This window comes from Flaviflexus sp. (genome assembly GCF_052087705.1).
Classification (GTDB): Bacteria; Actinomycetota; Actinomycetes; order Actinomycetales; family Actinomycetaceae; genus Flaviflexus; species Flaviflexus ciconiae.
The window spans coordinates 39,113-54,882 of record NZ_JBQCYC010000016.1 but is presented as its reverse complement, the minus strand read 5'-3'; the positions used below and the strand labels follow the sequence as shown (position 1 = coordinate 54,882).

The window sequence follows — 15,770 nt, the reverse complement described above, 5'->3', positions numbered from 1 at the left end:
TTATGAATCACGACGAACTGTATAAGAAGTTCCGCTACACGACCCATCTCATGAAGCCTCGCCGTCCGCGTCCTGGCGGACCCGGTCAAGGTTACCCTCGCGGCCCGGTAGAGGACCCAACTCGCGGCCAGGGCCGAATCCTTGCAGCACTTAAACTTCAGGACAACATCCCCACAAAGGATCTCGCGTACATCTTGGGCATGAGGGTCGCGTCCCTTAACGAGCACCTGGTGAAGATGGAGGCGGGTGGCCTTATTACTCGCGAGCAATCCCCCGAGGACAAGCGCGTCATGCTGATCAAGCTCACCGAGGATGGTCGCACCGTTGAGCAGCTCCACCCGGAAAAGCCCAACGCCTTCGAAACACTGACTGACGAGCAGGTTGAGCATCTCGACACGATCCTTGATCGGATGATCGAACATCTCGAATCCGTCAATAGCGACGGCGAGGGCCTGACCCCTTCCGACACCGACTTCACTTCCTGGAGCGAGCGCGCCCGCTCCCGCATGGGAGATGACAAGTTCGAGGCCTGGATGGAGAGGATCTCCGACTACGCCCCTGACGGTCCCGGTCACCACTTCGGCCCTCACAGCCGCAGACATGGTGGTCGTGGGCACGGTGGTCGCAGGCACGAGAACCACGAACGTGGCGGACATGGTCACCGCGAGCGCGGCGGACATTACCGAATGACTGGACGCCCCGGCCTTGGCAATCGTGGTGAACACACGCTGGATGACAATCCACAGGCATGACGACAATAAGTAGCGGGGAGAATGGCGGTCTCATATTGCCTCATGCATCCTTCCCAATCCCTTATTCCACATCGAGCTCAGTAGTGCGGCCCTTCGGGGTCGCACTACTTCATCGCAGCAATGCATTCCCGTGGGGCCAATCAAATTAGGCGATTGTAGACACCCAGCTTCAGCTCTAGCCGTGCGCTCTAGCGGTCGCAGCCAACCAAATATGCTCGCGAAAGCTCGCAGTCAGGGCTTGATTCTAATGGAAAACCTGGACAACATAGGTGCACTGGACCAACTGCCGCCGACATTTGGCGCGATGATCGCTCAGGAACTTGCCCAGACCCGACAAGGCACCGCGGGCGCTCTCCTGCTTCATTCCTGCGTCCCGGTCTCCGAGTTTTCTGAAAGCTGGCCAACGGGCATCCAAGTTCAGATTCACGGAATGGACCGGGATGACTTCTTCCTCGAAGACCTGCCTGCCGCAAAAGAACTATCCCAGCGGGACGAAGCGGAACTGTTCCTTTACCCGGGCGATCAGCATCTCTTCACCGATTCATCGCTTGGCGCATACGACCCCGAAGCATCCGCGCTTCTCATATCGCAAGTCAAAGAGTTACTCGCCCACATCCCCACCAACTAGGCCTCAGTCGACCTAGGGATCACGCGGAACCGCATGCCGACAGCACTCCAAGCGGGCCAGCACTCAACTCTCCTACCGACCCCATGCATGAACATGTCGTTCGCACCAACGGTCACCACCGCCCGCCCGCACTTTCAGCCCCTCCATGCCAACCGGCCGGAACAGGAATGCACATTCGCGCGTTCTTGAACCGGCCGGTTGAGGTATCACTCGTACCCTAAAGCAAAGAGGCTGTTCAGCTACTTTTCCTTCAGCTCTGGCGATTTCGTTGGAGTTTCATTTGTGAACTTCAGTGAGAGCTAGTCGATGACTGCCGCGTTGGCTGCCGCGATGATGCGGAGGTTGTGGGGTAGGGCGCCGTCGAAGCCGGGCGTGGTCATCGTGAGGATGACGGTGTCCTTGTCGGGGTTGTTGACGAACTTTGTGGAGAAAAAACCCTGCCAGCTGTAGGCACCCTTACCACCGAGGTAGTGGATGGAGCCGGGAGGAGCATTGACGCCTTCCTGGAGGTCAACCTGGTAGCCCCACTTGTTCTGAGTAAGCTGCCAGTTGGTGAGGTCGCCGATCTGGTTGCTTGTCATCTGCTCAACCGCTGCGCGACTGACGATACGAACACCATCGAGCTCACCCTTGTTGAGGAGCATCTGCGCGAACTTAAAGTAGTCCTCGGTTGTTCCGTGGAGGCCGCCGGCACCGCTGAAGTAGGTCTTGTGCTCACTGAAGGTGTAGTCAGGTCCGAGATTACCCATGCCGAGCGGTGACGTTCCGACCTGCTTTTCGTCCTTACCTGCCCAGTAGACGGCGGCAACACGATCCAGCTTGTCCTCGGGTGGGAAGAACCAGGTTTCGTTCATACCGAGCGGCTCAAAGATGTTGGTCCGCAGGTAGGTGTCGAAGTCCATGCCGGACACGATCTCAACCATGCGACACAGTGTGTCAACACTGTTGTTCGAATAGTCGAAGGCCTCCCCCGGATGGGACATGAGAGGCATCTTTGTCAGAATGTCGATGTTGCTTTCGAGGGTAATGGGAGGTGCATTCAGGTCATCCATGAGCCCTGCCTCAGCATAGAGCTTTGGCACAACGCGGTAGTTCTGGGGCGTGAACAGGTCGTACCACCAAGAGTTGGTCATGCCAGCTGTCATGGACAGCAGGTGGTGGATGGTGATGTCGGTCTTCGGAGTGACGAGCTTGACCTCGCCCCAATTGTTGAGCTCCGCAACCTTGACGTCCGCAAATGCTGGGATGAATTTCGAGATCGGATCGGAAAGGGAAATCAGTCCCTGATCCCACAGTTGCATGACCGCGACGGCGGTCGGCACCTTGGACATTGATGCGAGACGGAAGATGTTGTCCGTCTGCATCGGCACATCATCGTCGGCCTTACCAAAGGCCTTGAAATAGCAGACCTTTCCATGTCGGGCGACCAGCACAACCATGCCCTGGTACGCATCCTCACTCATGTGGTTTTCAACCAGCTTGTCAATATTGGCAAGGTAGTCGGCCGACATACCTACGCTCTCGGGGGCTACGGTCTCAATCTTATTCACGGTGTCTCCATTCTCAGCACGCCGATGTGCCGATCATCAGGCCCGGCACATAACGCATGTGCGGGACGTCTCCGACAGTATGTTATGGTGCACATCACGGTCAACAGTTCGGTGAAATGTTGAGAATCCGCGCATTCCTCACCTCGGTACGCGCCAGCTTTCTCCCACTTAGAAGTGCGCAGTGCCGCGCGGCTACCATAGCGATACGCTCGTTCCTATGGATTCGCTCTTCCCAACCAAGCCAACGATCACTGGCTCGCTCGTTCAATTACGCCCTTTCACCGAGGCTGACATCGAGTGCATGGGACCGATTCTTGCCGATCCCGAACTCATCAAGCTGACCGGTTCCGCGAACACCACCGAGGAGATTAAGAAAGCGGTACCCGCACTCGATGAGAGAACTCTCGAGTGGTATCGAACGAGGGAAGAACAGACTGACCGACTTGATCTCGCGATTATCGATTTATCCAATGATCAGTGTGTTGGAGAGGCGGTACTGAATGCGTGGAGTCCGGCAGACCGGTCCTGTAATTACCGGATCCTGATTGGCCCGGAGGGCCGAGGCTGCGGCTTCGGTTCGGAGGCCACGTCACTGGTTATTGACTACGCCTTTGAGAACACCAATCTCAACCGGATTTGCCTGGATGTGCTGGCTTTTAATCCGCGAGCGCGCAGAGCCTATGAAAAGGCTGGCTTCGTGTATGAGGGGACTTCGCGGGAGGCCTTTAGGTTCGACGGCGAGTACATCGATGATGTTCTGATGGCGATCCTGCGTTCGGATTGGGAGCGCAAGAGTTCCCGGAACTAAATCCCCAAGGGAACTATGCGAGAGGCAGGGTGCCGGCCACCGGCCACGTTCAACTGCTGTCGCTAAATGTGCACCCCCTAGGAGTAACGGTCTGGCTGTTACTCCCCTAGTATCTGCTTCTACTCCCCGGTATCTGTTTCTACTCCCCAGTATCTGCTTCGTCCCGGTTCCACGGCCTACATCCGGTGTTGACCTGGATGATAAGTCCCTTTCCCTTGGCCATTGTTAGGTGCACGTACCCGCCGTCTTCGGGGTTGAAGAGGTCGACGTAGAACCAGGTGTCGTCACTTGAGTCAACAAGATGGGTGTATCCAAGGGGCAGGACTTCTTCTTTGACAATGTCGAGAACTGTCGGGAAGTCATCGTCTGCCAGATCGAAGGTTAGGCCCTCGTCGCGGCTGGTGTACCGTCCTTCGCCACCAACGGACTTGCAGAGGGCATAGTCGCCATTCTCGTAGCTTCTGTCGCTGAGGTTTTGCCAGTTTTGCACCCGAATTTCGGTGTCGATCCTGTTCCGGATCCGGGCCATGGCGACAGTGAGCTCACGATCCGCAACGTCGATCGTTATCCTCTCATTGAGGGGCTTCTGGCCATCGAAGAAAAGGCCCGTTCCGTCAAGCATCAGGCAGATATCTCCCGGTGAATTGTGAAGTGGCTTCTAAGATGATAACCAGTGTCAGTCGTCATTGCCCGCTACTCCGATGACAACATCAGCCAGTTCACTCTGCGACTTGCTGTTGTCATCCAAATACTGGGTGTGTGCGGTTCCGGGATCAGCTTGTCCCGGGTCCAAAGTGGTAAATCCGGGATCCTGAGAAGGGTCGACCCCAAGTCCACCAGCGTCTGGAATCCCACTGATCCAGCGGAGCGGGTTGTTGAGGTACCGAATAAGTTCCTCATTCTCGAAGTTCATGACGTAGTTGTTGCCAGAGTTCATGTTCCACGAGCCACCATCCCCACCGGGGGTACCAAACCCTGCATAGTCATCAACCGTTCCCGGTCGAGCATCCGCAACACCGTAGCTCGAGGTTGTCGAACCGTAGGAGTGCCCGAGAACCGAAGTGTGTGGATCCCGTGTTACCGCCGGGTTTGTCGTGTCGTGGGTACGGCTGTCATGGATGCCTTCAATGAAGAACGTGAGCTTCTCTCCGCCCTGTTCTGCACGCGCCGGCGAAACAATTGCGGGGTCCACCGAGTAGATCAGGGGCGGCTGCGGATATTCGGGGGCCCCCTGGGGAATGATGAGCGGGACATCGCCAGGCATTACGTCTTTCATGGAGTCGACAAGGACCATGTTCGTGGGGCTTCCCGGGGCGTCATAGCCAAGCCAGGCAATGCTGGCGACTGTTTCGCCGCCTCCCATCGCGTCGAGTTTGCCCTGAGCTACTCGGTTGAGGTTCTGCAGATCCGCGGTGTAGTTACCAACGCTGTCGTGCACGGTAGTGGTCATGCCAGGCACGAAGGTGGTGATGTGGTCGGCCTCGTCTACGTCACCAACGGCCACGGCCGCCTGCATATGGTAGTTCCCGTCCTCACCGGTCGAGGGCTCGTAAAGTAGTAGCTGCCGCACCTCACCATCGGCAGGCTTGAGCGAACCAAGCAGTGCTTCCATCTCATCAATCTGGGCCTGGAGTTCCGGCGAATCATCACCGCCGGCCTGTGCTTCTAGAGCTTCCTCCAGATCCGCCGTCAACCTTGCCTCATTGGCCTCATGCCTCGCCCATCCGTCAACGCCATCCATGCCGCCTATAAGCTCGGGATAGGTCTCGATGTAGTAATCCTGCTCATCCTTGGACAGCGAGTCCCACCAGATCGCCGCTTCTTCGGTTGACGGGCTCTCTGGCAGGCCAGGGATCAGTCCCGAACCGGCAGCCATGCCGGCGGTCACCTGATCATCACTGATTCTCCCAAGCGCATCGCAGAACGCCTGGTCAACTTCGGTAGCGCGAGATAGTGCGTTTGATACGGCCTCGGCGGTGTCTTCAAGGGCACCTTTTCGTTCGGCTAGTTCTGCCGCATAGGCATGCGATTGCCCCGCCGCCATGTTCGACGTGAAGCGTTCCCACCAGGAATCCAGTTCGGGATCCGTGACCTGGCTACCGTCTTCGGCAATGACGAAGCCGTAGTGATCGGCCCGAGATTGCGCTTCCAGGACGAGGGTTTCGACATCCCCGATCCCATCCTGTGCGGTGCTGGCTGCGGTAAGGAGGTATTGAATATTGTCCTGCAGTTTCTCGCCGCGCTCGATCAGGGACGTGAGAGTACTCTGCGCGGCCTCTGCACCTTCTCCTTCCCAGGTTTCGATGGTGATGGCTACCGTGTCATCAGCAACGCTGGCCGCTTCTCGTTTGCGGGAGATGATGGCGTCGATGAAGCCATCGAGGTTCGACGCCTTCCATCGTTTAATGTCGGACCATCCTGCCATCTAGTAGTCCTCCAACTCGCTCGCCACGGCTTCAAAGTTCAGCGATGCTGTCTGATCGGTTGCATTGTAGTCCTCGTCAGCGGACCGTACCGCACTGGTAAAGCTCCCAAAAGCATCGGCCAGGGACTGGGCGACGCTATCGATAAAGGTGCCTGCACTTGCCACATCCCCGACAGCAGTAGCTCCCGGCATGGCATCGGCAACGCCGCCCGTACTACTGGAAATCTCAATGGTTTCGGCGGTTTCCTGGATGTCTTCAGCCTCGTCGGCTACGCGTTTCAGCTCTTCAGAGCTGACCCTTACCTCACCCATGAAACGCCTCCTCGCGCGGACACCACCAAAAGCGCGACATCCCGCGCATGCACTACATGCTAAGCAAAAAGGAGTCCTTCGGCTCTTTGAAGTCTCGCAATTTAACCTCTATTTACCTTCACGCCTACCCCTAGACCCGGTAAAGGCATAGGATTCGTACACGGCATGAGCCGGGCTTTGACCTCACGCTCGAGCGCGGGGAGCAGTGAAGTTCACCGGGCCTTGCGTAGCTAAACCCGTGTACGGAAGGTGACGGTCATGGCCACACGACTCGCTTTCGCATCAATTCTGGGGCTTCTTTTGCCCTTTGTTCTCTTCCCTGCGCCGCAGGCGCAGGGAGCGAATGCTGACAACTTCGACCCGGGCTACATCATTTCCGATGCCGAGTTTTACGACTGGGATTCGATGAATTCCGCCGAAGTTCAAGATTTCTTCGAAGACGTCAACCCGAGGTGCGTACCCGGGCCCGATGGCACCCCCTGCCTCCAGGACTACCGGGAGGACACCCCCCAACACTCCCGCGAGAAGCGGATGCACGGCACACGTCGGTAAGGACGGCGAACTGGCCTCGAAGGTCGTTTACGACGTGGCGGTGGAATGTGGGATCAACCCACAGGTCTTCATTGTTCTCCTCCAAAAGGAACAGGGACTTGTCACCGCCTCCGGCAGTCTCCTGAACGCACAGCGTTACGAACGAGCCACCGGGCTCTCATGCCCGGACGGTCCGGATGGTCAGCCAATCTGCGACCCGGAGCACGGCGGGTTCTACAAGCAGGTGCGCGGAGCCGGCGAGCGTTACAACGCCTACCTGGATCGCCCCGACATTTACAAGAACTATCGTCCCGGCCAAACTTGGGATATCCTCTACCACCCGGACAGCACATGTGGAACGGGTGAGGTCTACATCGAGAACATGGCAACAACCCTGCTGTACACGTACACCCCGTATCAGCCGAACGAAGCTGCCCTCGATAACCTGTACGGCACGGGCGACGATTGCTCGTCCTACGGCAACCGGAACTTTTGGCGTAACTACGTCGACTGGTTCGGTAACCCCACCTCCGATGACTGCATTGCCACCAATGAGTGCGACTTCTATCTCGCCAATGACTGGACGACATCGAATGCTCGCCTGGGTGTTCTCATCACCGACGCCCCCACGGGCAACCCAATATCGGGTGTGTGGGACGTCGGCACAAGAGAATCCGTTGGTGTCCGGCACAGCCAAGATCTCTACCTGAAAACGGATCCCACGACCGGCCCCGCTGATATTCACTACAAGTACGGCAGGGTCGGCGATGAAGTGTTTGTTGGCGACTGGAACGGCGACGGCATCGACACCCCAGCTGTTCGCCGGGGTAACACCTGGTATCTGACCAACATTCCCGGAGCCGCCTACGCGGACATCGTGTTCCATTACGGCCGCGAGAACGACACGGTTCTTATCGGCGACTGGAATGGCGACGGCATCGACACTCCGGCTGTGCGCCGGGGCAAAACCATCTACCAGTCCAATGACTTCGCTGGAGGCAACGCCGAACACGAATACATGTACGGCCGGGAAACCGACACAGTGATCGTGGGAGACTGGAACGGGAACGGAGAAGAAACCCTTGGGGTACGCCGGGGCTTCACCTACTACCTGAAGAACACGACAACCGGCGGCAATGCTGACATCGTCATGAACTACGGCAGGGCAAACGACCTGGTCGTCGTCGGCGACTGGGACAACAACGGCACCGACACCCTCGGCGTCTACCGGCCCTAGTATTTGCGACCACAGGCGCGGGCCATGCCGTTCGCCCTGCCCCAAGAGGCAACGGTGACCGCTACGGAATGAGTGCCTCAACAAGAAAACGACAGTGGGTCTTGCCAGGATTAGCTCCTTGGCAAGACCCACTGGTTTTCTAGCTTTACACGCTACTTGGAATCGGGTGAACCGCTCGCATTGGTGGAGCCATCATTTTCTGCAGATCCGCTAGCGTCTGAGGAGTTGCTGACCTCAACCTTTTCGTCCTTGGTCTCCGCGAGCGCAGCCTCAACCTCAGCATCTGCCTTCTCCTTCTTACGTACTGCTCGGCGTTCCTTCGCGCCCTCGACAAGGCGGTAGAGGACGGGGAGCAGGATAAGAGTAAGGAGAGTTGACGTGAGTAGGCCGCCGATAACGGTGATGGCTAGCGGGGTGGAGATAAACCCGGTGGCGGACGAGATACCGAGTGCCATGGGGATCATGGCTGCAATCGTTGCTAGCGACGTCATCATGACCGGTCGGACACGTCGCATCGCACCTTCATGCACTGCTTCGTCGAGTTCCTTGCCCTGATCACGGTACTGGTTCATGAGGTCCACGAGCACCACCGCGTTGGTGACAACAATGCCGGTGAGCATGAGCAGGCCGATCATCGCGGAGATGTCGAGCGGAGTATCCGTCAGTAGCAGCGCCAGGAACGAACCGATCGCGGCGAACGGGATCGCGACCAGCAGGAGTGCAGGCTGGATTAGCGAACGGAAGATCCACACGAGCACCACGTAAATCAGCAGGACCGCGGCGGCAAGAGCCAGTCCAAGCTGGTTGAAAGAGTCCTCGAGCTGTTCGGCAACGCCACCCGTGGAGGTAACAGCGCCGTCCGGCAGCTCCACCTCCGCAACGGCAGCGTCCACTGCGGAGGTGGCCTCACCAAGGTTATCGGCGGCCACCGGAACCGCCGACACGGTTGCCGTTGTCTGTCCGTTGATGGTGACGATCGTGGGGATCGATCCGACTTCCTCAACCGTCGCGAACGTTTCGAGGGGCTGACCCAGGATGGTCAGATTCCTCAGTTCTTCGACGGTCTCAACCGGGTTCTCGATCGAAAGATAGATTGACGTATCGACGTTGTCGATCGTGATCTGGCCGATCTCGGGTTCAACCATTTGTGCGGCAATGAGACCGACGATGTCGTTCTCTGTCAGCCCCGCACCGGCAGCAGCATCACGATTGACCGTCACCTGCACCGCAGGCGCTTCCGCAGCGAGGTTGTGTTCGACTCCGGTCACTTCGGGTACTTCAGCCACGGCGTCACGCACAGCATCGGTCGCTACCTGTAGCAATTCGGCGTCGGGCGCCGTGATGTTGATGTCGATCGTGCCGGAACCCAGCAGTCCTTCATTTGCAGACGAGGTTGTTCCTTCACCGCTCACGGAATCGCCGGCGGTCACGAGGTCTTCGGTGAGCTGGTCAATATCGGCTTCTTCATCGACTGCCACGAGGTAGCTAATCGCGCTTGCGCCTGTCATCTGGGCGCCGCCGATGATAACGGCAACGGAGTTGACTCCCTCAACTTCCATGAGCTCATCTTCAACAGCATCGGCCTGTTCAACCATGGCATCCATGGAGGCGCCGGGCTCGGTTTCCTGCGCAATGAACACCGAGCCCTGGTTGGCTCCGCCGAGCAGATTAATCTTGAGTAGCGGGAACAGGGCAACCGTTCCAACGAGGATTGCGAAGGCCACAATGATGGTGATGACCGGGTGCTTCTGTGTGCCGTTTAGAACTGGCGCATATCCGCGGCGGAGCCAGTAGCGGCGTTCCTTCTTTTCGGCCTCCACGCGGTATGCCTCAAGCTCGCCCTGCCTTTCGGCAACGCGGGCTTCCTTGGTGGGTTTCAGGAACCAGTAGGCAAGAACCGGAACAATCGTCAGTGCCACGATCAGGGACGCGGCAAGCGCAATGATCACGGTGAAGGCGAAGGGGCGGAATAGTTCGCCAACCAGGCCCGGCACGAGGGCAACCGGGACGAAAACGATGAACGACACAATTGTTGATGCGGTGATGGCGGAGGAAACTTCCTTCGTGCCATCGAGTACCGCATCCCGTTTGGGTTTGCCGTAGTCGAGATGTCGTTTGATGTTCTCGATAACGACAATCGAGTCATCAACCACTCGACCGATCGACAGCGTGAGGGCCGCGAGGGTCAGCATATTCAGCGAGTAGCCGCCCACCATCATGCCGATAAAGCCGACAAGCAGGGAGAGCGGTATCGAAATCGCTGTAACGAGCGTGGAGCGGATCGAGAGGAGGAAGACAAGGAGGATGAGGATCGCGAAGATCAGGCCGAGCGCACCCTCCTGTGCAAGTGACTCAATGGAACCGGTGATGTAGGGGGCCTGGTCGAAAAGCATCGTGAACTGCGTGTTACCACCGACCGTGGGAGCCAGTTCCTCAAGGGTCTCATCAACTTCGGCAGACGTATCAACGATGTTGGCGTTAGCCGTTGGGAAAACAATGATGGCGATAGCCGATTCACCGTCGAGGCGGCCAACCATATCCGATTGACCATCGGTAAATTCGACAGTGGCAATCTCGGACAACGGGTAGACCGTGGCCGGCTCCCCCGGTTCAACTTCACCGGCAACGACCGGGATCGCCCGGAGGTCCTCAATCGAGGCGATTTCCTTACCAACGGTCACGTCCTTGGCCTCACCGTTTTCGATGAGAGTGCCAACGGGAACGGAGAGACCGTTATCTTCAAGTGCCTCTTGGACAGCATCGGCTGAAATGCCTAGCTCAGCGACCCGCTCCTGATCCAGGGAAATATTGATATTTTGCGCAGGCGCACCAATGAGTTCGACAGAGGAGACGCCGCTGATCTGCTCAAGCTGAGGAATAACCGTGTCACGGATTCGCTCCGCAGTTTCCAGCGGGGTGCCATCGGACGTAATGCCAACGTACGACAGTGGAATATCTGACGTGCCACCAGAAATGACGTCATATTCAAGGTTTTCGGGGAAGCTAGCATCCGCTCGACCTATCGACAGTTCAACGCGGTTCGATGCTCGTGCGACGTCAGTTCCGTAATCGAGCTCGATCGTGACCATGGAGAGGGATGAGGAGGAGGTCGTCGTCGTGTTCGAGACTTCCGGGATGGTCATCACCTGCTGCTCGATCGGAACCGAGACGCGGTCTCTCATCTGCTCGGACGTCGCACCCGGGCTAATAGAGATGACGTTGATAACCGGAAGCTCGACTCGCGGGATAAGCTCCTGGCGGAGCGAACCCATCGAGAAAATCCCGATAACGAAAATTGCGACCGATAGGAGCGCGACAAACGCGCGATTACGTAGCGAACCTTGAGCAAGTTTGAACATGATCCCTCAACACTAGAGTTACAGGCACAGACTACTTCCCACAGCACCCTGACCACTAATGGTGTATTGATCACGGTGGCGCACTTGGTGAGTGCTGGGAAAGCTACCGTTTCCCACCCCCGCATGAGGCCTACTCGAGGACTTCCTTAGGCAACTACCGTTCAAGCTCTCTGTTTCCGGCTGTCGCTGTTAACCCGCGGCCGTGACAGACGTCTGGGACCCATCCAGCATCTGGGGCTAATTCGGGCGGGATGCTCCCCGGGTCGGTCTAAGGTTCTCCGGGCACATCAGCCCTGGCCCTGAACTTTAAACAGTCAGGTAGCCATCCAGTGACACATCGTGACTCTCGCCGACAAGGTCGGTGATCACAGTTGGCGCACTCTCGGATCCAAAGGTCATTCCGAAATCACCAAACATGTTCGAAATACGGATGTAGTTGTAGAAAAAGAAGACCACCATCCCAATGCCGATGAGTGTCGTGATGATCCTAAGAACTCGCTCTATCGTCCATCGTCCAGAACGATCTTCGAATCTTTGAGGGTTGGAATAGTAGCCACCCTTTTGGCCGTAAGGGCGGGAGTCACCCCGACCGCTGCGCAGGTTCCGCCAGTACTGTTGCTCGGCCGCATGACGTTCCGGGTCGTAAGTCGGGGCGTTCTGTTCCGTCGGGGAAACAATGCGGTGCCGGCTCTCGTGTGCCGTCTCCTGGCGTTCGTTTTCCCAATAGTTTTGCGCAGGGGACTCCCACGAAGCATTGTCGCCCGTGTTCCACTGAGAATTGCCGCCACCAGGATTCCAGGCATCACTACCGGAACCCCAGGCATTCCCACCGCCGTCCTCAGCATTACCAAACGGTCCCTGCCTGTTGCCCGCCACTGCTCTTCCCCCGTCAATGTGTTCTCTTATCGCCCTGCAATACTCGCGAGCGCAATGTCATCCAGTGTGCCAAGTTAAGGTCCCTATGCAAAGGAAACGGTAGGGGAGTCCTGCACCTCCCCTACCCTTGGCCACACAAACGGTCTGGCATTTTCCTTACGAGACTACTGCCCGAAGTGTTCTCGTTCGGTTAGCGCTTTGGCCTTCCTCCCGAGAAGTCGACGGGCTCCCAACCCCTCTTCGGCGCCTGGGTGGAAATGGTTTTCTGACGGGAGCGGTACACGATATCGGGGCGAGTTGAGTATCCGATCGGTGCCGAGAAGGCATGAACGAGCCTCGTGAACGGCCATATCGCAAACAGCAGGAAGCCCGCAATGACGTGCATCTGGAACGATATCGGCACATCGACCATGAGTTCGGGCTGCGGATTGAAGATAAACAGGTTCCGTAGCCACGGGGAGATAGTTTCCCGGTAGTCGTAGCCGTGGGACGTGGTGAACACCTGGTTGATCAGGGTGGCGATGAGGCCAAGGACGATCGGGACGGCCAAGAAAATATACATGATCTTGTCGTTCACGGTCGTTGCCCGGAAGACGTCGCCGTAGGTGCGGCGGCGAATAATGAGGAGAGCAAGGCCGACGACCGCGGCCAAGCCAGCGATCGTGCCGGGGATGGTTGCCACCCAGTGGTAGACGGTGTCGGACACCCCGAGCGTTCTCGTCCACGATTTCGGGATCATGAGACCCAGGAAGTGGCCGATCGCGACGAACAGGATGCCGAAGTGGAACAGCGGGGAGGCAAGCTTCAGCCACACGGACTCATACGACTGGGAGGAACGGGTTGTCCACCCGTACTGGTCGTATTTCCACCGCCATATCATTCCCACAATGAAGAGGAAGATCGACACGTAGGGTATGACGGCCCAGAGGACAATATCAACGGCTTCCAAGGGTCTCTCCCAACGTGAATGGCTCGAGTGGGCCGAGAGCGGTTGCCCCCACCATTTCCGCGGGCGGGCCGTCGGTGATGAGGCGGAGGTAACGCTCCTTTGTTTCTTGATCGATCGCGGGCAGTGTCATGCACAGGGCAGAGACAAGTCCCGCGTAGGGGCTGGAGCTGGACTCCAGCGTCGTGCGAAGCAGTTCGATGCCTTCCCGGTGGGAGGACAGGAGCTCACCCGCGATCTGAGCGTCACCGGTCGCGGAGAACTCAAGAACCATCGGCAGATAGTCGGGTAACTCGTCACGGTCGACTTCGCAGCCGCCCGCACGGTAGGCCTCGGTGAATCTCACGAGGGCGGTGCCCCGCTTCCTTGTGTCACCGGTCAGGTAGTACGACAGGTACATGGTGGCCCGCCGTTTCAGGTCGAAGATCGACACGTAGTGCTTCTCCAGCTCTTGGAGGGTGGCGACGTGCGGGGCTTCTAAGAACCGTGCCAGCTGGTTCAGTACCGGAGTGGGTAGCTTCGCCGAGTAGATTTCATCCCTGATGAGAGGGAAGTGGGCGTAGCGTTCCGGGACTGGATAGTCGAGCAGGATCGACGCCGCCATGTGGATCAGCTGTCGCTGTTCCACAGTCACGGAGACCGAGGCGGTTTCTTTGAGGTGCGAGGTGGGGATAAACGAGGTGGGTAGCATCATGCACCTGCCGGGTTTGCCGGAGGGAACAGCCCGCCCATGCCCTGGTTAGGCGACCAGCCAAACAGGTTGGTTCTTCCCGGCGTGGAGGGTGTTGTCGGGTCCGTCTTGCGCTGCTGCGGCGAGACCGTCATCATCTGACCGCCGTTCATGCCAAGCCCAGCGCCGTCAGCACCGAAACCAGGTCCTGTCATGCCAACCGAATCTTCGAGCGAACATCCCGCCTGAAGGGCAATCTGGTCGAGCTCACGGGCCGTTTCGGCATGGGCGGTGGGGATGACGTAGCGCTCGTCGTACTTGGCGAGAGCCATGAGGCGATACATGTCTTCAATGTCTTCGCCTGTCATGCCGACAGCCTGGGCGATCTCCTCATTTCCTTCGGCACCGAGGTTGATGTCTCGCATGTAGGAGCGCATGGCGGCGAGCCTGCGGAGGGACTTCTCGACGGGCTTCGTATCGCCGGCCGTGAAGAGTTCCGCCAGGTATTCGAGCGGAGTTCTCATCTTCGACAGTGCCGTGAACAGGATCTTGTAATCCTCCGGATCGGACGTGGTCTTGGAAACCTCGTCGACGACCGGGGTGAACGGCGGGACGTACCACACCATGGGAAGGGTGCGGTACTCGGGGTGGAGCGGGAGCGCCACCTCGTAGCGGGAGATCAGCTGCCACACGGGTGATTTCTGGGCCGCAATGATCCAGTCGTACGGCATGCCCTGACGCTCGGCCTCGGCGATGATTTCCGGATCGAAGGGATCAAGGAACGCGGCGCGCTGAGCATCCAGCAACTTGTGCTCGTCCGGCTCGGAGGCCGCTTCGGTGACTTTGTCGGCGTCGTAGAGGACGATGCCGAGGTAGCGGAGACGACCGACGCATGTTTCGGAACAGACGGTGGGTAGGCCGACTTCGATACGCGGGAAGCACATCGTGCACTTCTCGGCCTTACCGGACTTGTGGTTGAAGTACACCTTCTTGTAGGGACATCCGGAGACGCACATGCGCCATCCCCTGCACTTGTCCTGGTCGACGAGAACGATGCCGTCTTCGACGCGCTTGTACATGGCACCGGAGGGACATGCGGCAACGCAGGCGGGGTTGAGGCAGTGTTCGCAGATTCTGGGCAGGTAGAACATGAAGGTCTTCTCGTATTCGAGTTGGACCTCGTCGTTCATTTTCGCCAGGATCGGGTCCTTGGCCGCGATCTCGTGGGAGCCTCCCAGGTCGTCATCCCAGTTCGCGGACCACTGGATCTGCATGTCCTCACCGGTCAGGAGGGACTTGGGGCGCGCGACAGGCACGTGCTGGGAATTCGCGGGTGCGTTGAGCAGCATGTCGTATTCGTACGTCCACGGCTCGTAGTAGTCCCTGATCCCCGGCATATCGGGGTTATAGAAGATGTTGAGGAGCTTCTTGGCTCGCCCGCCGCCCTTGAGCTTGAGCTTGCCGTTCTTTTTCAGCTCCCAACCGCCCTTCCACTTGTCCTGGTCTTCGTAGGACTTGGGGTAGCCAAGACCGGGACGGGTCTCAACGTTGTTGAACCACACGTATTCCATGCCTTCACGGTTCGTCCACACCTGCTTACAGGTGACGGAGCACGTGTGACAACCGATGCATTTGTCGAGGTTCATCACCATCGACATTTGGGCCATGATTCTCAT

General features: G+C 58.0%; 14 protein-coding genes. 5 read left to right on the top strand and 9 right to left on the bottom strand.

Annotation, left to right across the window (positions count from 1 at the left end):
• Both ACTHUY_RS08920 and ACTHUY_RS08915 read left to right on the top strand, forming a co-directional pair.
• On the top strand, positions 1–752 hold a 752-nt coding region (locus tag ACTHUY_RS08920), incomplete at its 5' end, for a MarR family winged helix-turn-helix transcriptional regulator (protein ID WP_441678559.1).
• Between the two features lie 304 nt (positions 753–1,056).
• Positions 1,057–1,380, top strand: a complete 324-nt coding sequence (locus ACTHUY_RS08915) for a hypothetical protein (RefSeq protein WP_441655778.1) — start codon at positions 1,057–1,059, stop codon at positions 1,378–1,380.
• 299 nt (positions 1,381–1,679) lie between these two features.
• Here ACTHUY_RS08915 and ACTHUY_RS08910 read toward each other — a convergent pair whose 3' ends face one another.
• The gene (locus ACTHUY_RS08910) at positions 1,680–2,930 is read right to left on the bottom strand and encodes a serine hydrolase domain-containing protein (RefSeq protein ID WP_441655777.1); all 1,251 of its coding nucleotides are present in this window, start codon (positions 2,928–2,930) and stop codon (positions 1,680–1,682) included.
• A 217-nt stretch (positions 2,931–3,147) separates the two neighbouring features.
• Here ACTHUY_RS08910 and ACTHUY_RS08905 point away from each other — a divergent pair, with 217 nt between their 5' ends.
• On the top strand, positions 3,148–3,738 hold the full coding sequence (locus ACTHUY_RS08905) for a GNAT family N-acetyltransferase (protein ID WP_441678557.1): 591 nt from the start codon (positions 3,148–3,150) through the stop codon (positions 3,736–3,738).
• A gap of 139 nt (positions 3,739–3,877) precedes the next feature.
• Here ACTHUY_RS08905 and ACTHUY_RS08900 read toward each other — a convergent pair whose 3' ends face one another.
• From ACTHUY_RS08900 to ACTHUY_RS08890, 3 genes are read right to left on the bottom strand one after another with little or no spacing between them, the layout of a single operon-like run.
• Positions 3,878–4,360 (bottom strand): LppA family lipoprotein, encoded by a 483-nt coding sequence (locus ACTHUY_RS08900; RefSeq protein ID WP_441655775.1) that lies wholly within the window; start codon positions 4,358–4,360, stop codon positions 3,878–3,880.
• Between the two features lie 54 nt (positions 4,361–4,414).
• Positions 4,415–6,163 carry an alpha/beta hydrolase gene (locus ACTHUY_RS08895; protein WP_441678555.1) on the bottom strand — a complete coding sequence of 583 codons (1,749 nt, stop codon included), beginning with the start codon at positions 6,161–6,163 and terminating at the stop codon, positions 4,415–4,417.
• Positions 6,164–6,475 (bottom strand): hypothetical protein, encoded by a 312-nt coding sequence (locus ACTHUY_RS08890; protein WP_441678553.1) that lies wholly within the window; start codon positions 6,473–6,475, stop codon positions 6,164–6,166.
• 258 nt (positions 6,476–6,733) lie between these two features.
• On the opposite strand from ACTHUY_RS08890, the gene ACTHUY_RS08885 reads away from it, so the two are divergent.
• Entirely contained in the window at positions 6,734–7,027 is a 294-nt protein-coding gene (locus ACTHUY_RS08885) for a hypothetical protein (RefSeq protein ID WP_441675594.1), read from the top strand.
• Positions 7,028–7,061: 34 nt separating this feature from the next.
• Positions 7,062–8,243 (top strand): hypothetical protein, encoded by a 1,182-nt coding sequence (locus ACTHUY_RS08880; RefSeq protein ID WP_441678551.1) that lies wholly within the window; start codon positions 7,062–7,064, stop codon positions 8,241–8,243.
• Positions 8,244–8,395: 152 nt separating this feature from the next.
• Here the strand turns inward: ACTHUY_RS08880 and ACTHUY_RS08875 are convergent, their stop codons facing one another.
• The 5 genes from ACTHUY_RS08875 to narH all read right to left on the bottom strand — a co-directional run bounded on the left by ACTHUY_RS08875 (position 8,396) and on the right by narH (position 15,770).
• Entirely contained in the window at positions 8,396–11,602 is a 3,207-nt protein-coding gene (locus tag ACTHUY_RS08875; protein WP_441678549.1) for an efflux RND transporter permease subunit, read from the bottom strand.
• Positions 11,603–11,908: 306 nt separating this feature from the next.
• Complete coding sequence (locus ACTHUY_RS08870; protein ID WP_441678547.1) at positions 11,909–12,478, bottom strand: hypothetical protein; 570 nt, start codon at positions 12,476–12,478, stop codon at positions 11,909–11,911.
• 190 nt (positions 12,479–12,668) lie between these two features.
• Complete coding sequence (gene narI, locus ACTHUY_RS08865) at positions 12,669–13,427, bottom strand: respiratory nitrate reductase subunit gamma (protein ID WP_441655095.1); 759 nt, start codon at positions 13,425–13,427, stop codon at positions 12,669–12,671.
• Positions 13,414–14,118: a nitrate reductase molybdenum cofactor assembly chaperone gene (gene narJ / locus ACTHUY_RS08860; RefSeq protein WP_441655094.1), complete on the bottom strand. Its 705-nt coding sequence runs from the start codon at positions 14,116–14,118 to the stop codon at positions 13,414–13,416. The genes narI and narJ overlap by 14 nt, the downstream gene beginning before the upstream one ends.
• Positions 14,115–15,770 carry a nitrate reductase subunit beta gene (narH, locus tag ACTHUY_RS08855; protein ID WP_126704194.1) on the bottom strand — a complete coding sequence of 552 codons (1,656 nt, stop codon included), beginning with the start codon at positions 15,768–15,770 and terminating at the stop codon, positions 14,115–14,117. Before narH ends, narJ begins: the two co-directional genes overlap by 4 nt.